Origin of the sequence: Methylobacterium planeticum (assembly GCF_008806345.1) — a bacterium.
GTDB lineage: Bacteria > Pseudomonadota > Alphaproteobacteria > Rhizobiales > Beijerinckiaceae > Methylobacterium > Methylobacterium planeticum.
This window is the reverse complement of the sequence record NZ_VZZJ01000002.1, coordinates 167,035-189,057: the sequence shown is the minus strand read 5'-3', so window position 1 is coordinate 189,057 and position 22,023 is coordinate 167,035. Positions and strand designations below refer to the sequence as shown.

At 74.9% G+C, this 22,023-nt stretch carries 24 protein-coding genes; 9 read left to right on the top strand and 15 right to left on the bottom strand.

Going from position 1 to position 22,023, the window contains the following annotated elements; translation table 11 throughout:
- Positions 1 to 100 precede the first annotated feature (100 nt).
- Entirely contained in the window at positions 101 to 472 is a 372-nt protein-coding gene (locus tag F6X51_RS02785; RefSeq protein WP_150961685.1) for a CopG family transcriptional regulator, read from the top strand.
- 66 nt (positions 473 to 538) lie between these two features.
- Positions 539 to 1,888 carry an extracellular catalytic domain type 1 short-chain-length polyhydroxyalkanoate depolymerase gene (locus tag F6X51_RS02780; RefSeq protein WP_150961684.1) on the top strand — a complete coding sequence of 450 codons (1,350 nt, stop codon included), beginning with the start codon at positions 539 to 541 and terminating at the stop codon, positions 1,886 to 1,888.
- Between the two features lie 46 nt (positions 1,889 to 1,934).
- On the opposite strand, the gene panC is transcribed toward F6X51_RS02780, so the two are convergent.
- The 10 genes from panC to F6X51_RS02730 form a co-directional block, all read right to left on the bottom strand.
- On the bottom strand, positions 1,935 to 2,807 hold the full coding sequence (gene panC / locus F6X51_RS02775; RefSeq protein WP_246696577.1) for a pantoate--beta-alanine ligase: 873 nt from the start codon (positions 2,805 to 2,807) through the stop codon (positions 1,935 to 1,937).
- Positions 2,808 to 2,854: 47 nt separating this feature from the next.
- On the bottom strand, positions 2,855 to 3,196 hold the full coding sequence (locus tag F6X51_RS02770; protein WP_150961683.1) for a hypothetical protein: 342 nt from the start codon (positions 3,194 to 3,196) through the stop codon (positions 2,855 to 2,857).
- 96 nt (positions 3,197 to 3,292) lie between these two features.
- Positions 3,293 to 3,796: a Cys-tRNA(Pro) deacylase gene (gene ybaK / locus F6X51_RS02765; protein WP_150961682.1), complete on the bottom strand. Its 504-nt coding sequence runs from the start codon at positions 3,794 to 3,796 to the stop codon at positions 3,293 to 3,295.
- 2 nt (positions 3,797 to 3,798) lie between these two features.
- Positions 3,799 to 5,082 (bottom strand): BatD family protein, encoded by a 1,284-nt coding sequence (locus F6X51_RS02760; RefSeq protein WP_150961681.1) that lies wholly within the window; start codon positions 5,080 to 5,082, stop codon positions 3,799 to 3,801.
- On the bottom strand, positions 5,076 to 5,945 hold the full coding sequence (locus F6X51_RS02755; protein ID WP_150961858.1) for a tetratricopeptide repeat protein: 870 nt from the start codon (positions 5,943 to 5,945) through the stop codon (positions 5,076 to 5,078). Before F6X51_RS02755 ends, F6X51_RS02760 begins: the two co-directional genes overlap by 7 nt.
- Before the next feature lie 154 nt (positions 5,946 to 6,099).
- On the bottom strand, positions 6,100 to 7,029 hold the full coding sequence (locus F6X51_RS02750) for a vWA domain-containing protein (RefSeq protein ID WP_150961680.1): 930 nt from the start codon (positions 7,027 to 7,029) through the stop codon (positions 6,100 to 6,102).
- Positions 7,026 to 8,054, bottom strand: a complete 1,029-nt coding sequence (locus tag F6X51_RS02745) for a VWA domain-containing protein (protein ID WP_150961857.1) — start codon at positions 8,052 to 8,054, stop codon at positions 7,026 to 7,028. Before F6X51_RS02745 ends, F6X51_RS02750 begins: the two co-directional genes overlap by 4 nt.
- A gap of 16 nt (positions 8,055 to 8,070) precedes the next feature.
- Positions 8,071 to 8,544: a DUF4381 domain-containing protein gene (locus F6X51_RS02740; protein ID WP_150961679.1), complete on the bottom strand. Its 474-nt coding sequence runs from the start codon at positions 8,542 to 8,544 to the stop codon at positions 8,071 to 8,073.
- Between the two features lie 114 nt (positions 8,545 to 8,658).
- A complete protein-coding gene (locus tag F6X51_RS02735; RefSeq protein WP_150961856.1) occupies positions 8,659 to 9,510 on the bottom strand; it encodes a DUF58 domain-containing protein in 852 nt (283 codons plus the stop codon).
- Positions 9,511 to 9,662: 152 nt separating this feature from the next.
- Positions 9,663 to 10,715, bottom strand: coding sequence for an AAA family ATPase (locus F6X51_RS02730; protein ID WP_150961678.1), 1,053 nt, complete (start codon positions 10,713 to 10,715; stop codon positions 9,663 to 9,665).
- 260 nt (positions 10,716 to 10,975) lie between these two features.
- Between F6X51_RS02730 and F6X51_RS02725 the strand changes: the two genes are divergently transcribed.
- On the top strand, positions 10,976 to 11,692 hold the full coding sequence (locus tag F6X51_RS02725; RefSeq protein ID WP_150961677.1) for an MgtC/SapB family protein: 717 nt from the start codon (positions 10,976 to 10,978) through the stop codon (positions 11,690 to 11,692).
- Between the two features lie 146 nt (positions 11,693 to 11,838).
- A complete protein-coding gene (locus tag F6X51_RS02720) occupies positions 11,839 to 12,525 on the top strand; it encodes an SDR family oxidoreductase (RefSeq protein ID WP_150961676.1) in 687 nt (228 codons plus the stop codon).
- 6 nt (positions 12,526 to 12,531) lie between these two features.
- On the opposite strand, the gene F6X51_RS02715 is transcribed toward F6X51_RS02720, so the two are convergent.
- A complete protein-coding gene (locus F6X51_RS02715) occupies positions 12,532 to 12,879 on the bottom strand; it encodes a hypothetical protein (RefSeq protein WP_191969992.1) in 348 nt (115 codons plus the stop codon).
- 327 nt (positions 12,880 to 13,206) lie between these two features.
- Here F6X51_RS02715 and F6X51_RS02710 point away from each other — a divergent pair, with 327 nt between their 5' ends.
- Complete coding sequence (locus F6X51_RS02710) at positions 13,207 to 14,085, top strand: C40 family peptidase (protein ID WP_150961674.1); 879 nt, start codon at positions 13,207 to 13,209, stop codon at positions 14,083 to 14,085.
- Positions 14,086 to 14,168: 83 nt separating this feature from the next.
- Positions 14,169 to 14,618, top strand: a complete 450-nt coding sequence (locus tag F6X51_RS02705) for a GNAT family N-acetyltransferase (protein ID WP_150961855.1) — start codon at positions 14,169 to 14,171, stop codon at positions 14,616 to 14,618.
- Positions 14,619 to 14,760: 142 nt separating this feature from the next.
- Here F6X51_RS02705 and F6X51_RS02700 read toward each other — a convergent pair whose 3' ends face one another.
- A complete protein-coding gene (locus tag F6X51_RS02700; protein WP_150961673.1) occupies positions 14,761 to 16,434 on the bottom strand; it encodes a formate--tetrahydrofolate ligase in 1,674 nt (557 codons plus the stop codon).
- A gap of 307 nt (positions 16,435 to 16,741) precedes the next feature.
- Entirely contained in the window at positions 16,742 to 16,963 is a 222-nt protein-coding gene (locus tag F6X51_RS02695) for a heavy-metal-associated domain-containing protein (RefSeq protein ID WP_150961672.1), read from the bottom strand.
- 206 nt (positions 16,964 to 17,169) lie between these two features.
- On the opposite strand from F6X51_RS02695, the gene F6X51_RS02690 reads away from it, so the two are divergent.
- Together F6X51_RS02690 and F6X51_RS02685 are read left to right on the top strand one after the other, a co-directional pair.
- Positions 17,170 to 18,687: an EAL domain-containing protein gene (locus F6X51_RS02690; protein ID WP_150961671.1), complete on the top strand. Its 1,518-nt coding sequence runs from the start codon at positions 17,170 to 17,172 to the stop codon at positions 18,685 to 18,687.
- A gap of 81 nt (positions 18,688 to 18,768) precedes the next feature.
- The gene (locus F6X51_RS02685) at positions 18,769 to 19,692 is read left to right on the top strand and encodes a TIGR01459 family HAD-type hydrolase (RefSeq protein ID WP_150961670.1); all 924 of its coding nucleotides are present in this window, start codon (positions 18,769 to 18,771) and stop codon (positions 19,690 to 19,692) included.
- Positions 19,693 to 19,716: 24 nt separating this feature from the next.
- On the opposite strand, the gene F6X51_RS02680 is transcribed toward F6X51_RS02685, so the two are convergent.
- The gene (locus F6X51_RS02680; RefSeq protein ID WP_150961669.1) at positions 19,717 to 20,250 is read right to left on the bottom strand and encodes a protein phosphatase CheZ; all 534 of its coding nucleotides are present in this window, start codon (positions 20,248 to 20,250) and stop codon (positions 19,717 to 19,719) included.
- A 109-nt stretch (positions 20,251 to 20,359) separates the two neighbouring features.
- Positions 20,360 to 20,743, bottom strand: coding sequence for a response regulator (locus F6X51_RS02675; protein WP_150961668.1), 384 nt, complete (start codon positions 20,741 to 20,743; stop codon positions 20,360 to 20,362).
- 281 nt (positions 20,744 to 21,024) lie between these two features.
- On the opposite strand from F6X51_RS02675, the gene F6X51_RS02670 reads away from it, so the two are divergent.
- A complete protein-coding gene (locus F6X51_RS02670) occupies positions 21,025 to 22,011 on the top strand; it encodes a bifunctional riboflavin kinase/FAD synthetase (protein WP_150961667.1) in 987 nt (328 codons plus the stop codon).
- Positions 22,012 to 22,023: the final 12 nt, after the last annotated feature.

The following is a 22,023-nucleotide window of genomic DNA, read 5'->3' as shown; positions in this document are numbered from 1 at the left end:
GCTCCGCGCGCAGGTCACTCCCGCATCGCAACACATTCCTATTGCGTCGCACAATGAACCGACAATATACCACCCGGGCGGAGGGTGACGGGATGGTGACATGCTTCACGTGACGCCGCGGCAGAGGAACGCCGCGAGGATCGGCGACAGCGAGGCGACCCCTCTCGGCTCCGTCGGTCCCGGTCACGCCGACCTCCTCCTGTCCGAAGGGGTCACCCGCAACCCGATCGCGCGGCGCACCGGCCCGGCCCACCGGCCGGTGGCACGCAGGCGCGTCGAACCCGGCCGCGCCGACCTCGAAGCGGTTCGCGCGGCGGACCGCCGACCCGACATCCGTGTCCTCGGCCTCGCGCGCCTCGGGTTCGGCCTCACGCCCGAACCCGCCCGCGAGACCATCGCCTCCGTGGAAGTACCGGGCGGCCTTCAGGCCGGTCCCGAGGTCAGGGCGGCGCTCGCCGGCCGCCTTCGCTGACATGCGTCCGTCCCCCGACGCGCCGCGCAGCCGCGCCGCGCGCCCCGACCCGATGAAAGCGACCCCATGACCGATCATTTCCTCCGGAGCACCCAGCACCTCGCCGACATGATCGAGGCCACGCGGCTGACGGGGGTCGGGCGCCTGCAGGAGGCGACGGCCCTGATCCAGCGCAGCTTCCAGGAGCCGGCCCCGGAGACGCATCCGCAGGTGACGCCGGCCCGGACCTCGCCCGCCCTGGAATCATCGACCCCCGAATCCCCGGCTCCCGAATCCTCGACCCGGCAGCCGCCCGCCGACGCTGCCGCCCGGCCGTCGAACCCGCCGCCGGCCGCGCAGGCGGAGAGCCACCCGAACCATGCCGGTCCGAACCATGCCGGCCCGCTCCCGCCGCGCCTGCCGGAGCGGCTGCGCGAGACCCTCGACGGCGTCGTGGGCGAATGGGTGCGCGGCGTCGTGCCGATGCCGCGGGGGCTGGACGGGGAGGATCGCGCCGACGGCCGCGCGGCGGAGCCCGGGCGCCCCGGGACCGGATCCGGCGAGGGTGCCTTCGTGGCGCTGAGCTTCGAGAGCGCCGCAGGGGCGCGCGACTACAAGCTGTTCATCCCGAGCCGGCCCGCCGCGGCGCCGAGCCTCGTGGTGATGCTGCACGGCTGCTCGCAATCCCCCGAGGATTTCGCGGCCGGCACCGACATGAACGCCCTCGCGGAGGCCGAGGGGCTGTTCGTCGCCTACCCGGCCCAGAGTGGGCGGGCGAACGGCCAGAAATGCTGGAACTGGTTCGAGCCCCGCGACCAGGGCCGGGAATCCGGCGAGGCGGCGATCATCGCGGGGATCACCCGGACGGTGATGGAGGCCCACGGGATCGACCCGGCGCGGGTCTACATCGCGGGCTTCTCGGCGGGCGCCGCAGCGGCGGCCAACGTCGCGCGCGCCTATCCGGACCTCTACGCGGCGGTCGGGGTGCATTCGGGGCTGGCGGCGGGCTGCGCCCGCGACCTGTCCTCGGCCATGATGGCGATGCAGATGGGCGCGCCGGGCCTCGCCGAGCCGAACGGCTTCGGGGCGCCGGTCGAGGGCCTGCGGCTGCCCACCATCGTGTTCCACGGGGACGGCGACGGCACCGTGAGCCCGCGCAACGGCGACCAGGTGCTGGCCCAGGCCGGCATCGCCACCCTGGCGGCCCGGGAGGAGGCCGGCGAGGCGAACGGGCACGCCTTCACCCGCACCCGCTACGCCGACGCGCGGGGCCAGGTCTGGGTGGAGAGCTGGCTGGTGCGGGGCTCGGGCCATGCCTGGTCCGGCGGCAGCCCGGCCGGCAGCTACACCGACCCGCGCGGCCCGGACGCCTCCCGGGCGATGCTCGCCTTCTTCGCCGGGCACCGGCTCGGGGCCGGGCGGAGGCCCGTCGCCTAATCCGCGACGGATGTCCGTCGCCTAGACCGCGACGGAGGCCCGTCGCCTAGACCGCGACGTTGTCGATGAGCCGGGTGCGGCCGAGATAGGCGGCGGCGAGCACCCGGGCCGGGCCGGCGACGCGCTCCAGGGGCGCCAGGGTCTCGGCGTCGCGCACCTCGAGATACTGCACCGGGCCGAATCCCGCGGCCGACAGCTCGGCGACCCCCTCGGCGAGGAGCGGCGCGGCGGCGGCCCCCTCCCGCAGGGCGGCGGCGATGCGGGCCAGCACCGCGTGGAGCCGCGGCGCCACGGCGCGCTCCGCCGCGTCGAGGTAGCGGTTGCGCGAGGACAGGGCGAGGCCGTCCGCCTCCCGGATCGTCGGCACGCCGCGGATCTCGACGCCGAGGTCGAGGTCGCGCACCGCCCGCCGGATCACCTGCAATTGCTGGAAGTCCTTCTCGCCGAACAGGGCGATGTCGGGCCGGACCTGGTTGAGGAGCTTCGTCACCACCGTGGCGACGCCCGCGAAATGCCCCGGCCGGACGCTGCCGCACAGCCCCTCGCTGAGGCCCGCGACCGCGATGCGGGTGGCGAAGCCCGGCGGGTACATGGTCTCGACCTCGGGCGTCCAGGCGGCGTCCGCCCCGGGCCCGGCGAGCTCGGCGAGGTCGGCCGCGACGTCGCGGGGATAGCGGGCGAAATCCTCGTTCGGGCCGAACTGGGTCGGGTTCACGAAGATGCTCACCACCGCGCGCCGGCCGATCGCCTTGGCGTGCGCCACGAGGGCGAGGTGGCCCGCGTGCAGCGCCCCCATGGTCGGCACCAGCACCACGCTCTCGCCCGCGCGCCGCCAGGCCTCGACCGTGGCGCGCAGGGCCGCGGGATCGGTGATGCGGGCGGGGAGGGGATGTCCGGAGAGGGCTTCGGTCGGGCGCACGGGCGGGCTCCTTGGGTGCGGCCCGGAGCTTTAAGTCCGCCCGGTGGCTAGCCGCAATAGGGCCGGAGCGGGCGCCCGTAGGGATCGTCGATGCCGGGCGGCGGCGTCAGGCCGTAATAGCTCGGCTTCGACAGGCCGTAATTCGAGCCGACATAGCTCGGATCGTCGGGGGCGTTCGTCGGCACCGGCACCCGGCGGGGCAGGCAGCCGAGGGGCCGGGGCGCCGCCCGGAGGAGGCGCGGCGGGGTCTCGTCGCCGTCGCTGCGCGGGAAGTAGCGGGGGCTCGCCGGGCCGGGGCCGGCCTCGAACAGGTCGGCGGCGGCGAGCGGCGTGCCCGCGAGGATCAGGCCGAGCGCCAGCGCGCCGCGCCGCGCTCCCCTCGCCGTCATGACCGAACCCCCTATGACCAATCCCCCGGATCGAACGCCCGACCCCTGCAGGCGCCCGACCCTTGCAGGACAGGGTGAACGAAGGGTTACCGCGCCTCAGGCGAGGGGCACGACGCGGGCCTCGAGCAGGGCCACGAGGTCGGCCGGCGCGAGGCGGACCTGCAGGCCGCGCCCGCCGCCGTTGAGGTAGACCGCGTCGCGGCCCGCGATCGAGCCGGCATCGATCAGCACCGGCAGCCGGCGCTTCTGCCCGAGGGGGCTGATGCCGCCCACGTGGTAGCCGGTGATGCGCTCGGCCTCGGCGGGCCTCAGCATGGCGGCGGACTTGCCCCCGTGGGCGGCGGCGAGGCGCTTCAGGGCGACCTCCCGGTCCGAGGCGACGAGGACGCAGACGGGCCGGCCGTCCACCTCCGCCATCAGGGTCTTGAGGACGTGGTCCGGCCTCACCCCCAGGGCCTCGGCCGCCTGCAGGCCGATGCGCGGCGCCGCGGGGTCGTACGCGTAGGCGTGGAGGCTGTAGGCGATCCCGGCCCGGTCGAGGGCCTGGGTCGCGCGGGTGGTCTTCGCGGGCGCGGTCTTCGCGGGCGTTATCTTGGACATCGTCAGCCCGGCCGCACCGCGCCGTCGAGGGGCGGGAGGCGGTCCTCGGCCGGGAGGGCGGGCGGCGTGATCCGCTCCGGCCGCGCCAGGGCGCGGGCGAGGCGGGAGAGGTCGGGCGGCGCGCTGCCGCCGGGCGCGTAGAGGCTGCGGTCGAGGGCCGCCAGGGGGGCGGCGATCTCGGGGCGGGCGCGCCAGCGCCGGGCGAGCTCCGGCTCGGCCTGCCCGGCCTCGGCGAGCCCCGCCCGGAAGGCGGCCGCGTCGCCGGCCGCGGCCGCCCGCGCCAGGGCCCGGCGCCGGGCGCCGTCGAGGCGCAGGCGGCGCCGGCCCGTGCCGAAGCCGATCAGGGCGAGGCCGAGCCCGAAGGCGGCGAGGCCGGCGGCCGCGGCCACGGCGGGCGAGGCGGAGACCGGCGGGGGGGCCTCCTCGCGGTCGGGCAGGCCGCCGCCGATCTGGCGGGCCGGGATCTCGGCCTCGCGCATCCGGCGCGAGACGGTGTCGAACCACGGGATCGCGATGGCGTCGAGGGGAATGATGTCGTCGATCGCCGGCCGCACGTCCCACTGGTAGGTCGCCCGCGCGACGGGCCCCTGCGGGGTGATCAGGGTCTCGCGGGTCACCGGCCCCGCGAAGGTGAGGATGCCGCGGGTGCGCATCACCGGGCGCGGCGGCAGGCCCTCGGCGACCATCCCCTGCGCCTCGATGGTGACGATGCGCCGGGTGGTCTCGCCGATCTTCACGGTCTCGGGGTCGGGGCTCCAGGAATCCGTGATGGTGACGTCGCGGGCGGGCAGCCACCAGGGGTCCTTGGCGTCGGGCCCGCCGGCCGGCTGGGTCCAGGTCGCGACCGGGAGGGCGATCGGGCCGGAGCGGACATCGACCACCTTGCGGTCCCCGCCGTCGTTGATCGTCAGCCGGTGGGTGAAGGGGTCGATGACGAAGTCGCCCGGATGGTGGGGGAAGATCGCGATCACCCGGTCGAACGCGATGGCGCTCTGCCCGTCCGGCAGCTTGGTCTTGCTCCAGCCGTCGCGCCCGAGCTGGGTCCAGCTGAAATTGGCCAGCGTCGGCTGCACCACCTCCTCGAGCAGGATCGGCTGCTTGTAGACCCCGTGGATCCTGAGCAGCACCATCTCGCGGGAGAAGGGCGACGCGTTGCCGTTGAGCTCCGGCGTCACCGTCAGGGTCAGGTCGCCGGGCTCGACCGCGCGGGCCGGCGCCCCGGCGAGGAGCGCGCCCAGGAGCGCGCCCAAGAGGGTGCCCAGGAGGATACCGCGCCGGCTCACCATGGGTTGCTCCCCGCCGGAATCGCCGTGCCGGCCTCGACGCGGCGGGTCTGCTCGGCCTTGAGGCGCAGCTTCAGGTAGCGGCCGGGATCGTCCGGCAGGGTCTGGAGCCAGAGCCGGTCGGGCCGGATCTCGTGGGCCTCGAAGCTCTTCGTCACCCGGCGCACCTCCCGCTCGGGGGCCGCCGCCACCATGGCGGAGCCGGAGCCCGTGCGGCCGCGCCCGGCCGCGTCGCTCGCCGAGCCCCGCGCCTCGCCGCGGCCGGACTCGATCGCGAGCTGCTCGGCCTTGCCGCGGCGCGCCACCTTGCTGTTGCCGGGCAGGGAGGAGCTCGCGCTCGACTCCTTGTTGCCGGCCAGGCCCTCGCCGCTCGAATTCGCCTGGATGTCGTCGTTCTGGTCCTGGTTCGTGGTCTTGTTGTAGCGGGCGCCGTACTGGGCGGTGCCGTTGGCGATGCCGCCGCCCTGGCCCCGGTCGATCGCCTCGGCGAGCATCCGGGCCACCAGCGAGCGGTTGGCCTGGGCGTCGGCGTCGCGCGGGTTGAACTGGAGGGCGGCATCGTAGGCCTCGACCGCGCCCCGGTAGTCGCCCGCCCGGGCGAGCGCGTTGCCGAGGTTGTAGGCGTTGCGCCGCCCGCCGTTGCGGAAGAGGGCGGCGGCCTCGTTGTAGCGCCCGGCCTCGTAGAGGGCGGGCCCGCGCCAGGCCGGATCGTCGAGGATCGCGGCGGCGGCGCCCGGCAGGCCGATGCCCATCAGCAGGCGCCCGAGGCCGGTGCGCGGCTGCGAGACCAGGGCGAGGCCGAGGATCGCCGCCCCCGCGAGGCCGAGGCCGCCGATCCGCGCCCAGCGCCGCCAGCGCCGCGACATCCCGAGGGCGAGGGCCGGCAGTGCGCCCGGGATGCCGCCCGGGACGCCGCCCGGCCCCGGCAGGGCCCGGCCCACCGCGGACGCGATGCGCTCCTGGATCATCGGGCGCTCCCCATGCTCTGGCCGCGTCTCACGCTCAGGCCGCTTCTCATGGTCATGCGCTCCTGCGGAACAGCACGAGGGCCGGCAGCGCCGCCAGCAGCAGCAGCCAGCGCCCGAGATCGGCGAAGGCCAGCACGGTGTAGCCCCCGGCCGCGAGGTGCTGGGCCGTGCTGGCGCCGACCGCCGCGAGCACGGGGTTCGGCGTGCCGATATCGGCGGTGGTGCCGCCGCCCGCCCGCACCAGGGCGTCGAGGGCGGTGCGGTCGGGCTTCGGCGAGCCCGGCGGCAGGGCGCGGGTCGCCGGCACGAACAGCCCCTGCAGGTGCCAGCCCCTGGCCCGCATCGCCGCGACCTCGCGCGTCGCCGCCTCGCCGATCCCGTCGCCGTCGGTGATCAGCACCACGTCGGCCGCCACCACGGCGGCCTCCGCGAGGGTGCGCCGGGCCAGCGCCAGGCCGCGCTCGGGATGGGTGCCGCGGTCGGGCACGGTGTCGGCGTCGAGGGCGAACAGGGTCGTGGCGAAGCTGTCGCGGTCGGTGGTCGGCGGGGTCGCCAGGTAGGCGTCGCCCGCGTAGACCACGAGGGAGACCGAGCGGGTCCCGGCCGCCTCCGCCACCCCCTGGGCGACCTGGCGCACCTCCTTGAGGTTTCCGCCCTCCGTGACCGAGCGGGACAGGTCGATGACGATCACCGTCGCGTCGAGGTTGCGGAAGGTCGCGGCGTCCTGGCGCTCGGTGGCGGGACCGGTCAGCGCCAGGGCGATCAGCCCCGCCGCGACGGCGGCCGCGAGGTTCGCCTGCCGGCGCCCGCCGAGCACCGCGCCCCGCCGGGCGAGGAGCGCCATCAGGGCCGGATCGACCACCCGGGTCCAGTCGCCGAGCGGCGCCGCGCGCCAGGCCGCCCGCAGGGCCAGCAGCCCCACCAGGGGGAGGGCGGCGAGCCACCAGGGCCGCAGCAGGGCGTAGGCGTCGAGGAGGCTCACGCGCCCCTCCGGGTCGCCAGCAGGCCGGCCGCGCACAGGAAGGCGAGGGCGGCGGGCCAGGGCCAGAGGTCGCGGCGGAGCGGCAGCGGCGGCGCCTTGGCGCGGCCGCCCTCCAGCCCGTCGATGGCGTCCGCCACCGCGATCAGGTCCTCGGTGGTCTTGACCCGGAAGGACTGGCCGCCGCTGACCCGGGCCATCTCGCGCAGGGTCTCGACGTCGACCACGTCCTGCTCGCCGTCGGCATTGGCGAGGTCGCGGGGGCCGAGCGCGATGGTGTAGACCTTGATGCCGAGGTCGCGGGCGAGTTCCGCCACGTCCGTGGGCCGGGTCTGGCCGGCATTGTTGGCCCCGTCCGAGAGCAGGATCACCACCTTGGCGGTGGAGGGCGCCGGCTGGCCGGCCCGGGCGCCCGCATCCTGGCCGGCATCGTTCGGGTCGAGGCGCCGCAGCGCCAGGCCGAGCCCGTCGCCGATGCCGGTGGAGCGGCCGACGAGGCCGATATTGGCCTCCTCCAGGGCGTGCGCCACGGTGGCGGTGTCGAAGCTCGGGCTCGCGGCGACGTAGGCCTGGTCGGCGAAGATCACGAGGCCGATCCGGTCGCCCGCCCGGCGCCGGATGAAGTCCGCCCCGATGCGCTTGACCGCGGCGAGGCGGGATACGGTCTCGCCGTCCAGCGCGAAGTCGCGCCGCTCCATCGAGCCCGACAGGTCCATGGCGATCATGATCTCGCGCCCGGAGGCCGGGAGGGCGCTGGCCGACAGGACGAGGCGCGGCCCCGCGAGCGCCGCCACCAGGGCGGCCCAGAGGGTCCAGGTCAGGAGGGTGCGGCGGCGCCCGCGGCCCCCGACCGGCGCGCTCGCGCGCACCGGCCCGACCAGGGAGGCGGGCACCCGCAGGGCCCCGCTGTTGCCGGCGGCCTCCGCCGGCAGCAGCCGGGCGATCAGGAACGGCAGCGGCAGGAGGAGGAGCGCGAGCGGGCTCGCGAGATCGAAGGACGAGGCGAGCGCCGTGAGCCAGCCGGGCATCAGGAGGCTCATCGTGTCAGGCCTTGATCCGGGCGAGGAGCCGGGCGAGTTCCGCGTCGAGCGTCCCCGACAGGTTCGCGTCCGCCTCGGCGCGGCGGCGGTAGAGCCCGCCGACGAGGACCTGCCCGGGGCCGCGGCTGAAGAAGTCGGTGGCGAACAGCCGGTCGAGGCGGGCGGCCCAGGCCTCCCCGCGCTCGGTCGCGGCGGCGTCGCCCTCGAGGCCGCGGGCGACCCGGCGCAGCAGGCTCGCCTGCGCCACGAGCCGCGCCTCCGGCTCGAGGGCCCGGGCGGCATCGAGCTCCCGCAGGGCCGCGCGGCGCAGGGTGGCGCGCCGGCGCCCGCGCCAGGAGCGGACCAGCCCGACGAGGAGCGCGGCCAGGAAGCCGAGGGCCACCGCCGCCACGATCTCCCCCTGGATCGCCCCGGCCGCGCCCGGCAGGTGCAGGCCCCGCAGCTGGTCGAGGCTGACGGGGGCGTCGGCCGGGTTCATGCGGGCCTCCCGGGGGAGGGGATGCGCGCGCCGCCGTCCCCCGCCCGCGCGGCCCGGACGGCGAACGCCCCGGGACGGGCGGGCCCGGCGGGGCGGAGATCCGTGCGCGCCGCCTCACAGGATCGCATCGAGGCGCTCCATCAGGGGGGCGTAGGCTTCCGGGCCGGCCTCGACGTCGAGGCGCAGGCCCTCGATGCCGCGATGGGCGTACTCGGCCAGGCGCTCGTCCGCCGCGAGGCGGTCCGCCGGCCTCGCCTGCACGGTGCCGCGCCGGCCGTCCGGGGTGGCGAAGGGGTAGAACCCCGGAGGGCGCGTCCGCTCGAAGGCGTCGCTGACGAGGAGCAGGCGGATCGAGAGGCGCTCGGCCAGGACCGTGAGGAGCCGGTCGAAATCCGGCCCCGGCGCGTCGAGGGCGCTCGCGATCACGAGGTGCCCTCCCGAGGGCAGCAGGCTCTGCGCCAGGGTCAGGAGCGCGTCGAGGGGCGTGTCGGCGGCCTCGCTCGCCGCGAGGGCCCGGGCATGGGCGAGGGCGAGGGCCCCGGTGACCGCCGTCATGGCCCGCTCGCCGCCGGCGGGGCGGATCGCGGTCGGCTCGCCCGCGCCGCCGATGACGAGGCCGATGCGGCCCCCGTCCCCCACGATGCGCCAGCCGAGCAGCGTCAGGGCCTCCGCGGCCGCCACCGAGCGCAGGGCCCGGCGGGTGCCGAACAGCATGGAGGGCCGGAAATCGGCGAGGAGCACCACGGCGCGGTCGCGCTCGTCGTGGTGGGTGCGCACGTGGAGGATGCCGGTGCGGGCCGTGGCGTTGCGGTCGATGTGGCGGCGGTCGTCGCCCTCCGACCACAGCCGCACGTCGTCGGGCTCCGAGCCGCGCCCGCGCCGCCGGGTGACGATCCCGCCCGGCAGCCCCGCGAGCGTCCGCGTCGCCGGTGAGACCCCGCGCCGGGCGAGGTGGCGCAGGCCCATCAGGACGTCGCCGGACAGGTGGATGCCGGGGCTCGCCAGGGGGTCGGCCCGGGATTCGGGCCGGGATTCGGGCGTGCGGTCCGGCTTCGGATCGGCCCTGCGATCGAACCCGGGATCGGCCTTGCGAGCGGGCGCGGCGGGGGAGGCCACGGTCAGAGGGCCCGCACCCGCTGCACGAGCCCCTCGATGATGCCGCGCGCCGTCCGCCCCTCGGCGGCCGCCCGCCAGGTCAGGCCGATGCGGTGGCTCAGCGCGTCGACCGCGAGGTCGGCGACGTCCTCTGGGATGACGTGGTCGCGCCCGTGCAGGTAGGCGCGGGCCTTGCCGGCCACCATCAGCGCGAGGGTGCCGCGGGGGGAGGCCGGGTGCTCGATCGCGGCGCGCAGGTCCGGGGCCGCCGCGTCGCTGCGGGTGCCGGCCACGAGCCGCACGAGGTAGTCCTTGAGGGCCGGGGAGACGTAGGTCTTCAGGGCCGCCTCGCGGGCCGCCAGGATCTCCTCCACCGTGAGCCGCACCGACATCGCCTCGGCGTGGTGGTTCAGCTCGCCCTCGACGAGGTCGAGGATGCGCCGCTCGGAGGCCTCGTCCGGCATGTCGACGACGACGTGGAGCAGGAAGCGGTCGAGCTGGGCCTCGGGCAGCGGGAAGGTGCCCGCGTGCTCGATCGGGTTCTGGGTCGCCACCACCATGAAGGGGTCGGGCAGGGGATGGGTCTGGCCCGAGACCGTGATCTGCCTCTCCGCCATGGATTCGAGCAGCGCCGACTGCACCTTGGGGGGCGCGCGGTTCACCTCGTCGACGAGGATCAGCGAGTGGAACAGGGGGCCGGGCAGGAACTCGAAGGTGCCGCTGTCCTGGCGCCACACGGTCGTGCCGGTGAGGTCGGCGGGCATCAGGTCGGGGGTGCACTGGATGCGGGCGAAGGAGCCGTCGAGCCCGTCCGACAGGCGCTTGACCGCCCGGGTCTTGGCGAGGCCCGGCGCGCCCTCGATCAGGAGGTGGCCGCCGGTCAGGAGCCCGATCAGCAGGCGCTCGACGAGGCCGGTGCAGCCGATCAGCCCGTCCTCCAGGCCCTCCCGCAGGGCGTGGATGCGGGCCCGGAGCGCGTCGTCCGTCCGGCCCGCGGCCGGATCCCCGGCCCGGGGCGCGCTCGGGGGCGCGTGCAAGGTCGCGTGCAAGGTCGCGCTGCTGGCGCCGGCGCTCATGCGCGCACGCCCATTCCACGGTGCTGAACCGGCATCCTGTCCGTCTCCTCGGCGGGTTCTTGGACGACCCTCAGAGGGCCCGGTGTGCCCGCTGCCCGGGGCGGGCGTCAATCCCGCGCGCAATCGAATGGCGCGCCTCGGGCAATTTGCCCGGGGGCGCCGCGCCGCCGGCGTCACGGTTCTGCCGCGCCGCCGGCGTCACGGTTCTGCCGCGCCGCCGGCGTCACGGTTCCGTCACGGGCGATCGACATGGAGGCGGGATGACCGGCCTCCTCGTCCTCCCGCTCCCCGAAACCCTCAACTCCGCGATCAGCCTGACCGTGGCCTTCGTGCTCGGCACCCTGATCGGGGCGGAGCGGCAGTACCGGCAGCGCACCGCGGGCCTGCGCACCAACGTGCTGGTGGCGATCGGGGCCGCCGCCTTCGTGGATCTCGGCATGCGCCTCGAGGGGGCGGCGGGGGGCACCCGCACGGTGGCCTACGTGATCTCGGGCGTCGGGTTCCTGGGGGCCGGCGTGATCATGAAAGAGGGCATGAACGTGCGCGGCCTCAACACGGCCGCGACCCTGTGGTGCTCGGCCGCGGTCGGCGCCTTCGCGGGGGCGGACCTGCCCCTCGAGGCCCTGTTCGTCACCGTGGCGGTGCTCGCCGGCAACACCCTGCTGCGGCCCCTCGTCAACGCCATCAACCGGGCGCCCATCGACGAGAGCGCCTCGGAGGCGACCTACGAGGTCCAGGTGACGACGGCGCCGGAGGCCGCCGGCCCCGCCCGCGACCTCCTGGTCGAGCGGCTGGAGGCGGCGAGCTACCCGGTCGGCGGCATCGAGGTGGTGGAGCGCGGCGAGGACGCGGTCGAGGTGGTGGCGACCCTCGTCGCCACGGCGGTGGAGGCCGCCGAACTCGATGCCGTGACGGCCGCCCTCGCCCGCGCGCCGGGCATCCGCCACGCCACCTGGTCGGTGCAGACCGCCGACTGAGCGGGCCCGCGGCGTGCGTGCGCGGGCGCACGGACCGGACCGCCCCCGCCTTTCCGCCCGGGCCCCCCGCCCCACACTGCCTCCGGGAGGACCGGCGCCGCGCCCCGTGGGGCGCCCCGCGCCCCGCGTCCCGGGAGACGATCATCATGGCCAACACGCAGAGAAGCGCGCTCATCGTCGGGGCCTCGCGCGGCCTCGGGCTCGGCCTCGTCGAGACCTTCGCGGAGCGGGGCTGGCGGGTGACCGCGACCCAGCGCTCGGCCTCGCCCGCCCTCGGCCGCCTCGCCTCCGAGGCCGTGCGGGTCGAGACCGTTGACATCGACGACGACGCGGCGGTCGCCGCCCTGCACGACCGGCTCTCGGGCGAGCGCTACGATCTCGTCTTCGTGGTGGCGGGCGTCGCCACCCAGGCGCACGACCCGCTCCACGCGGTGCCGCGGGCGGTCGCCGCCCAGGTCTACCTCACCAACGCGGTGAGCCCGATCCGCTTCGCCGAGACCTTCGCGGACCGGGTGGCGCCGGGCGGCACCATCGCCTTCATGAGCTCGATCCTCGGCAGCGTCGGGCTGAACGAGAGCGGCGGCTGGGAGAGCTACCGGGCCAGCAAGGCGGCCCTGAACACCTACGCGCGCAGCTTCGAGATCCGCCACCGCGCGGCGGGATTCGGCGTGCTGCTGGTGCATCCGGGCTGGGTGCGCACCGACATGGGGGGCGCGGAGGCCGACATCGACGTCGCCACGAGCGTCACCGGCATGGCGGACCTGATCGAGGGGCAGCTCGGCCGCACGGGCATCGCCTATCGCGACTACCGGGGCGAGACCCTGGCCTGGTAGCGGGCGTCAGCGGCGCCCGTCGAAGGGCGGGCGGCCGCGGCGCTCCACCACCACGGGCGGGCGCGTGCGGCGCTCGACGATGACGGTCCGCGGCGCCCGGTTCGGGGCGGACGGGCTCAGGATGCGCTCGGGCGCCCGCTCGAAGCGGGGCTCGGGCTTCGGCCGGGGCGCCGACAGGACGTGGGGGCGGATCTCGTCGACGGGCAGGCCGATCAGTCCGGCGGCGATCTCCACCTGCTGCTCGACGTCGTCGGCGAGGTCCTGCGCCGCGGCCACCGCCTCGGCGATCGTCGGCGGCTCGCGGCGAACCCGGATCGGCGGCAGGTCGGCGTGGGATTTCGGAGTCTTCTTCACGGCGCGGCTCACGATCGGCATGACGCGACCATAATGCATCGCGTCAAATTGTGCACTGCATCAGAACGCAGCCGTCCCGCCCCTGCAACGCAGGCCAGGATCGATGCAGGATGCATTCCAGGGTCGTCCTGACCACACCAAGGGTTGAATCCGGGGCGGAGGATACGCTTTTCGGCGCCGGGTCGACAGGATGGCAGGGTTTTCGGCCCCATCGCGCCGCCATCCGGGGAGAGCGCGAGCGTCCTGCGTCGCGGTGTCGCGGCGGTCCCGGTCCCGAACCGCCGCGGCGATTGCGGCGAGCGGCGCGGCCGCGATACCCTCGCGCCCATGACCTCCGATTCCGGCCCCGCCCCCCGCGACGCCCGCCTCACCCCCGCCCGGCCCGACCTCGCCGACATCGCCCTGACGGATATCGTCGCGGCCGAGCGCTACGTCGCGCCGGAGCTGCGCCGCCTCGCCGTGCCCTCCGCGCCCCTGCGCCGGGCCCCGCGCGAGGGGGCGGCCATCGACACCGAGGCGGTGATGGGCGACGCGGTCCGGGTCTACGAGGAGCGGGACGGCTTCGCCTACGCGCAGCTCGTCCATGACGGCTATGTCGGCTACCTGCCGGGCCCGAGCCTGGGGCCGGCCGAGCCCGCGCCGACCCACCGGGTGCGGGCCCTGCGGACCTTCCTGTACCCGGCCCCCGACCTGAAGCGGCCACCCCTCGGGCATCTCAGCCTCGGGGCCGCGATCCACGTCCTCGACCGGGAGGGCGAGTACCTGCGTCTGCCCGGGGACCGCTTCGTCTTTGCGGCCCATTGCGAGGCGGTTGGCTGGCAGGCGCCGGACTACGCCGGAACCGCCGAGCGCCTCGTCGGCACACCCTATCTCTGGGGCGGGCGCACCAGCCTCGGCCTCGATTGCTCCGGCCTCGTCCAGCTCGTCCTCGACCTCGCGGGCATCGCCTGCCCGCGCGACGCCGACCAGCAGGAGCGCGCCCTCGGCAGCGCCCTGCCGCCGGAGACGGAGGATCTGCGCCGGGGCGATTTCGTCTTCTGGCGCGGGCATGTCGGCCTGATGCTCGACGGCGGGCGGCTGATCCACGCCAACGGCCACCACATGGCGGTGGCGGTGGAGCCGCTGCGCGTCGCCGTCACCCGCATCCGCCAGAACAGCCACGGCCCCGTCACCGGCCTGCGGCGCCTCGGACCCGTCGGCGCGTGACCGGTCGGCGCGTGAGCCGCCGGGACGGAGCCGGCGCGGGGTGGAGCCCGGAGGCCGCCCTGGACGCCACCATCCGATCCACCCTGCGATCCACGCGCATCCGGGCGGTCGAGCCCGGGGATTTCGCCGCCTGGCTGCCCCTGTGGCGGGGCTACCAGGCCTTCTACCGCGTCGAGATCCCGCCCGCGACGACGCAGGTCACCTGGGCGCGCCTGCTCGATCCGGCCGAGCCGATGGCCGCCGCCCTCGCGGTCCACGACGACGGGCGGGCCCTCGGCCTCGTCCACACGGTCCGGCACCGCTCCTGCTGGACCATCGGCGATTACTGCTACCTGCAGGACCTGTTCGTGGCCGCGGAGGCCCGCGGCCTCGGCCTCGGGCGCGCCCTGATCGAGCACGTCTACCGGGAGGCCTCGGCCTCGGGCTGCTCGCGCGTGCACTGGCTGACCCACGAGACCAACCGGGACGCGATGCTGCTCTACGACCGCATCGGCGACCGCTCGGGCTTCCTTCAGTACCGCAAGCTGTTCTGACGGGATGCGCCGTTGCGGCGCGCCCCGCGAGGGCTGGGCGCGCCGCAACGGCGGTGTGCCGACGAGCCCGCGGACCGCCGGGACGACCGGGCCCGAAGGCGATCGTCCCGGCGGTGCTTTGTCGCTCAGAACGGCGTTTCGCTCAGAACAGCCCCTCGATCTGGCCGTTCGCGTCGAGCCGGATCGTGTCCGAGGCCGGGACGCGGGGCAGGCCCGGCATGGTCATGATCTCGCCGCAGATCACCACAACGAACCCGGCACCCGCCGAGAGGCGCACGTCGCGCACCCCGATGACGTGGCCGGAGGGCGCGCCCATCAGGTTCGGGTCGGTCGAGAACGAGTACTGGGTCTTGGCCATGCAGACCGGCAGCTGGCCGTAGCCCTCCTTCTCGAAGGCCGCGAGCTTCGTCGCCGCCTTGGACTCGATCTGGATGTCGGCCGCGCCGTAGAGCTTGGTCGCGATCGTCTTGATCTTGTCGGTGAGCTTGCTCTCGGTCTCGTAGGTGTAGGTCAGGGGCTTCTGCTCGCCCTCGGCGAGCTTGACCACGGCCTGCGCGAGCTCCTCGGCGCCCGCACCCCCCTCCGCCCAGTGCCTGCAGGTGATGGCCTCGACGTCGAGCGTCTCGCGGCAGAGCGCCTTGAGCTTGGCGTGCTCGGCGTCGGTGTCGGCGAAGAAGTGGTTGACGCCGACCACGACCGGCAGGCCGAAGCCCCGCACGTTGGCGACGTGGCGGGCGAGGTTCGCGAAGCCCCTCTCCAGGGCCTCGATGTTCTCGGAGCCGAGGTCCTTCTTGTTGACGCCGCCGTGCATCTTGAGGGCCCGGACGGTCGCGACGATGACCACCGCCGAGGGCTTGAGCCCGGCCTGCCGGCACTTGATGTCGAGGAACTTCTCGGCCCCGAGATCGGCGCCGAAGCCCGCCTCCGTCACCACGTAGTCGCCGAGCTTCAGGCCGGCGCGGGTCGCGATCACCGAGTTGCAGCCATGCGCGATGTTGGCGAAGGGGCCGCCGTGGATGAGGGCCGGGTTGCCCTCCAGCGTCTGCACCAGGTTCGGCTGCAGCGCGTCCTTGAGGAGCACCGTCATGGCGCCCGTGGCCTTGACGTCCTTGAGGGTGACGAGCTTGCGGTCGCGGGTCTCCGCGATGACGATGCGGCCGAGGCGCTCCTCGAGGTCGTCGAGGTCCTTGGCGAGGCAGAACACCGCCATCACCTCGGAGGCGACCGTGATGTCGAAGCCGTCCTCCCGCGGGAAGCCGTTGGCGACGCCGCCGAGGGATTGGTTGATGGCGCGCAGCGCCCGGTCGTTCATGTCGACGACCCGGCGCCAGAAGATGCGCCGCACGTCGATGTTGAGCTCGTTCGCCCAGTAGATGTGGTTGTCGATGAGGGCGGCGGCCAGGCTGTGGGCCGACGTGATGGCGTGGAAGTCGCCCGTGAAGTGCAGGTTGATCTGCTCCATCGGCACGACCTGCGCCTTGCCGCCGCCGGCCGCCCCGCCCTTCATGCCGAAGCAGGGGCCGAGCGAGGGCTCGCGCAGGCACATCACGGTCTTCTTGCCGATGCGGTTCAGGGCGTCGCCGAGGCCGACCGTCGTGGTGGTCTTGCCCTCGCCCGCGGGCGTCGGGCTGATCGCCGTGACGAGGACCAGCTTGCCCTCGGGCCGGTTCTCCAGGGACTTGATGAAGGCGTGGTCGATCTTGGCGATGTGCTTGCCGTAATTGTGCAGGGCATCGTCCGGGATGCCGAGCGTCTCGGCGATCTGGGTGATCGGCTTCAGGGTCGCCGCGCGGGCGATCTCGATATCTGAGGGCATGGTTTCCTCACCTCTTGGCACGACGGAATCGTGTGGCGTCCATTCTGGGCCACGGGACATCGCGCCTTGCCGGATCGGCGGCCGGAATCGGAACCGGGCAGGCGCGAGTGGTCACCGCGGGGGTCGCCGGCTTTTGCCGTGCGATTGTCGTTGGGCCAAGGGCCAAGCCTGATCCCCGGCGGCACTGTGCGCGATGGCAGGGGGAAAAGCGCGTCGAAATTTTTCAACGCACGCGCAAATTTTCGTTCTTGGGCGCGGCGCCGGCGAGGATCCCCCTCTCGCATCGGTGCCGTCGCTCCCGCCCTGCTCAGCCCGTCATGGCGGTGGCGGTGTAGCCGGCTTTCGTCAGGGCGTCCGCGATGGCGAGGCTCTGGGCCCGGGTCGTCACGGCGACGCGGCCCCGCTCCAGGTCGACCGCCACGGCCGCCTCCGGGTCGAGCCGGCGGATCGTCCGGCGCACCGCCTCGGTGCAGCCGGCGCAGGTCATGCCCTCGACCCGCATCAGGAGTTCGGTTCGGGTGTCGTCCATGCGGCGGGCTCCGGTATCGGGGGCGCCGGGATCGGCAACCCGACGCCGGCTCCGGGGGAAGCCTATGTCACAGTTCGGAGAAATCCACTCCCGAGGGTGCCCGGCGCCTTGCCGGGGCCGCGGCCCTCGGCGACAACCGGTCAGGCCCCGATTCGCCGCGTCGGGGCGCCCGTCCCGTGCGTGCTTGAGGGTGTTGAGCGAATCCGATGGCCCGGATCTTCGGCCGGCGTGGCAGCCTGACGGCCCTCGGCATCCTCGGGCTCATCGCCCTGGCACCGCTCGCCGTCTACTCGCCGATCCTCGCAGGGGGCGCGCTCGCCCTCCTGGCGGTCCTCGCCACGGGCCTCGCGCATCGCCGCGCCACGGCCCTCGCGGCCCGCTGCGACAAGCTCTCGGCCGAGGTCGACGTGCTCTCGAAGCGCCTGCTCCGGATCGAGGGCGGCGCGCGGGCGGCCACGCCGGGCGACGCCTCCGCCGACCTGGCGGCGGGCGTCGAGGAGGTCACGGTGGAGATCGGCCTCCTCAGCGGCATCGTGCGCGACCTCGCCGCCGTGGTGGCGACGCAGGACGGCGAGATCGCCCGGCTGAAGACGGTGGCCGAGGCCGCCCCGGCGGCGGCCGAGCCCCCGCATCCGACGCATATCCACCCGGCACATGTTCACCCCGCGCCCCGCGCCGCGTCGGTCGCCGCGCCGCCGGCGGCCCCGGAGCCCGAGATCCAGGCGCCCCGCGCCCCGGTGCCGCGGCCCATGCCTCCCCGGGCTCTGCCTCCCCGGGCTCTGCCGCCGGTTCGGCGCGCGCCGGAGCCCGCGCCCTTCGTCGGCGGCGTGATCGAGCTGCCGCCCCCGGAGGACCACGAGCCGCTGCGCGAGGCGGCCCTGATCGCCGCCTTCGACGCGGACGGGCTCGAGGTCCATCTCCAGCCCGTCGTCACCCTGCCCCAGCGCAAGGTCGCCTCCTACGAGGCCCTGGCCCGGCTGCGCGTCGCCGGGGAGGTGCTGGCCCCCGAGGCCTTCCTGCCGGTGCTGGAGCGGCACGGGCGCAGCACCGACCTCGACCGGCGCATGCTCCAGCGCGTCGCCACCATCGCGCGCCACCTCGCCGGCCGCGGCAGCGAGGCGGCGGTGAGCTACGGCCTGTCGCCCCTCTCCCTGTTCGAGCCCGGCTTCCTGCGCTCGCTGGCCCGCCTCGTCGCGTCCGAGCCGGGGCTGGCCGGGCGCCTCGTCGTGGCCCTGCCGCAGGCGAGCTGGCGCAACCTCGACGCCGAGCAGGCGGGGGCGCTCGCCGCGATGCGGGGCAAGATCGGCTTCATCCTCGACCGCCCGACGGATCTGCGCTTCGACGCCCTCTCGCTCGCCGAGCGCGGCGTCGCCCAGGTCAAGGTCTCGGCCGACCTGCTGCTGCGGCAGGCCTTCACCCGCCAGAACCTCTCGGACATCGCCGTCGAGGACCTCGTGGCGGCCCTCGCGCGGGCCGGCATCCGCCTCGTGGCGAACGCCGTCGAGCGCGAGACCGACGTGCCGGACCTGATCGACCTCGACGTGCCCTTCGCGCAGGGCGCCGTCTTCGCGGCCCCCCGCGCGGTGCGGGCCGACGTGCTCGCCGGCCCCGCCCAGGCCCCCGCGCCGGGGGCGCCGGCCTCCCCGCCGCCATCCTCCCCCGACGAGCCCGAGCCGCCGCCGCAGCGGCGCCCCTTCCGCGACTTCCTGCGCCGCGCGAGCTGAGCCCCGCGCCGCGCGGCCGGCGTTGCTTTCGCGGGCGCCCCCGCCTAACCCGGCCGCCGCAGCGCAGCAGCAGGATCCCCCATGACGCGTCACTCCCCCGGCGAGGCGGCCTCCGCCGCCCCGGCTCCCGCCGTCCCGACCCTCGCGGGCCTCTCGGAGGTCGCCGCGCGCCACGACCTGATCCTGTGCGACGTCTGGGGCGTGCTGCACGACGGCACCAACGGCCACCGGGCGGCCGGGGAGGCGCTGATCCGCTTCCGGGCGCTTCCGGGCGAGCGCCCGCGCCGCGTGGTGCTGGTCTCGAACGCGCCCCGCCCCTGGGCCGGCGTGCAGCGCATCCTCGACGGGTACGGCGTGCCCCGGGAGGCCTACGACGCCGTCCTGACCTCGGGCGACCTCACCCGCGACCTGATCGCCGAGCGCCCGGGCGCCCGGATCTACCATCTCGGCCCGGAGCGGGATGCCGGCATCTTCGCGGGCCTCGACCTCGCGCTCGTGGCGGCGGCGGCGGCCGACCTCGTCGTCTGCACCGGCCTGTTCGACGACACGCGCGAGACGGCGGCGGATTACCGCGACGGCCTCGCGGCGCTGCGGGCGCGGGCGGTGCCGATGATCTGCGCCAACCCCGACCTCGTGGTGGAGCGCGACAAGCAGCTCATCCCCTGCGCGGGCCTCCTGGCGGCGGCCTATGCGGAGATCGGCGGGGCGGTAATCTACGCGGGCAAGCCCTACCGGCCGGTCTACGAGGCGGCGCTCGCCCGGGCGGCATCCCTCGACGGTATCGGGGCGCCGGACAGGGCGCGGGTGCTGGCGGTGGGCGATGCCCTGCGCACCGACATCGCGGGCGCGCGGGCCTTCGGGATCCCGAGCCTGCTCGTGGCGCGCGGCATCCACGCGGAGGAGCTCGGGGTCGCCGCCGAGCAGGCGCGGCTCGGCGACATCGCCGACTGGCTGAGCCGGCAGGCGATCCGGCCCGACGCGGTGATCGAGCGCCTGATCTGGTGAGCGGGCGCCTGGCCTGAGCGAGGCTCAGGCGAACAGGGCGTCGATGTCGTCCTGCGAGGTGGCCGGACCGTCGATCTGCGGCCCGTTCAGCAGCAGCACCTCGGCCCGCTTGCGGCGCTCGGCCTCGGTCGGGTCGTAGCCCGCCTCGTCGCGCGCCTTCACGGCGCTGGCGAAGCGCGCCAGCCGCAATTCGAGCTGGCGCAGGGCCTCCACCACCTTCGAGATGCGCTGCCCGGTGATGTCCTGGAAGGCGCAGGCCTCGAAGATCTCGTAGATGCGGGCCTCGACGTTCTCCCGGTAGGCGGCGTCGTCGGGCAGGCTCAGCATCGCCTCGGACGAGGCCATGATCTGGTTGGTGGCGCCCGCCGTCGCGGCCAGCACGTTGCCGAGTTCCTCATGCGCCATGGGGATGCGGTCACGGGTGAGCTCGTTGGCCCGAAGCGCCGCGATCTCCTGCCGGAGATGGCTGATGTAGTCGGCGATCTCGACCAGCTCGTTGATCACGCGCGGCGAGGGCGGCTCGGGAACCGGGTTCCGTGGCTTGCGGGCGAACTTCATCGTCACGCTACTCCCTACGCTCCGGCGACGCGCCCGAGCGGCACCGGCACCCTTCGGGCCGGCCGCTCGGGGAGCGGCCGGCCGCATCGACGCAACCGCGGTCCGCCGGTCAGGCGCCGCAGACGGCCTCGATCTTGGTCTTGAGGGTGGCGGCGTTGAACGGCTTGACGATGTAGTTGTTCACGCCGGCCTTCTTGGCGGCGATGACGTTCTCGGTCTTCGACTCGGCCGTGACCATGATGAACGGGGTGGTGCGCAGGGCCTCGTCGGCGCGGACGTGGCGCAGCAGCTCGTAGCCCGTCATCGGCTCCATGTTCCAGTCGGAGATCACGAGGCCGTACTTGCGGCTCTTGAGGCGGGCCAGCGCCGCGGTGCCGTCGGAGGCGTCGTCGACCTCTTCGAAGCCGAGCTGCTTCAGCAGGTTGCGGATGATGCGGACCATCGTCTGATAATCGTCGACGACGAGGATCGGCATGCTGAGGTCGAGGGCCATGGGCGGTCTGCTCCGTCTTCAGGGCCGGTGCGGCGGCGGCCCCCGATGCATATTGCGTGAGGCGCCGCCTCCACGCGGCCCCTCGTGCTGCGAAATTACACGACATCGAATTTCAAACCGGTTAACTCCGCACGGAACCGCACCCAGGGCCGCGCAACCGTGGCCGCTCGGCCCGCGTCGGCCCGTCGCTTGACCCTCCGGGCGCTTTTCGACAGGGTCCGCCGCGCGCGAGACCGCCTGCCGTGTCCGGACCCGATCCCCTTGCAAGCTTCATGAGTTCGATGTCGTCAGGCGACGAGAGGACGGCCCGTCCCTTCACGGTATGCCGCGAGGACGAGCCGGTCCCGCCGCAGCTCGCCGGGGCCATCGCGGCGATCGGCAATTTCGACGGCATCCACCAGGGTCACCGGGTCCTCGTCGGGGCGGTGCGCGAGACCGCCGCCGCGCTCGGCCGGCCCGCCGTCATCCTCACCTTCGAGCCGCATCCGCGGGCCTATTTCGCCCCCGGCCAGCCGATGTTCCGTCTCACGGGCCCGGGCGCCAAGGAGATCGTCTTCCGGCGCCTCGGCCTCGACGGGCTGATCGTGCGCCGCTTCGATGCCGGCCTCGCGGGCACCGGCGCGCGCGATTTCGTCGAGCATCTCCTCAAGGCCGAGCTCGGGCTCGCCGGAGTGGTGATCGGCCACGACTTCCATTTCGGGCGCGGGCGCGAGGGCACCCCGGCCCTCCTCGCCGCCATGTGCCGCGACGCGGGCCTGCGCTGCCGCATCGTCCCGCCGGTCTCCCTCCCGGCCGAGAGCCGGCCGGTCTCGTCGAGCGCGATCCGGGCGGCGCTCGCGGCCGGCGACGTCGATCGGGCGAACGCGCTGCTCGGCTACCGCTGGTTCGTGCAGGGGAGCGTGCGCCACGGCGACAAGCGCGGGCGCACCCTCGGCTACCCGACCGCGAACCTCGCCCTGTCCGATTGCGGGCTCGCCCACGGCATCTACGCCGTGCGGGTGCGCCTGCCCGACGGCACGGTCCGGAACGGGGTGGCGAGCTATGGCCGGCGCCCGACCTTCGACGACGGCGCGCCCCTCCTCGAGGTCAACCTGTTCGACTTCTCGGGGGATCTCTACGGGCAGGCCGTCGCGGTGGAGTTCGTCGCCTATATCCGCGGCGAGGAGCGCTTCGCCAGCGCCGAAGCGCTGATCGCCCGGATGGACGTCGACGCCGCCGAGGCGCGGGCGCGCCTCGCCACCGACGCCACGCCCTCGATGCTCGATTGAGGGGCGTGCCCG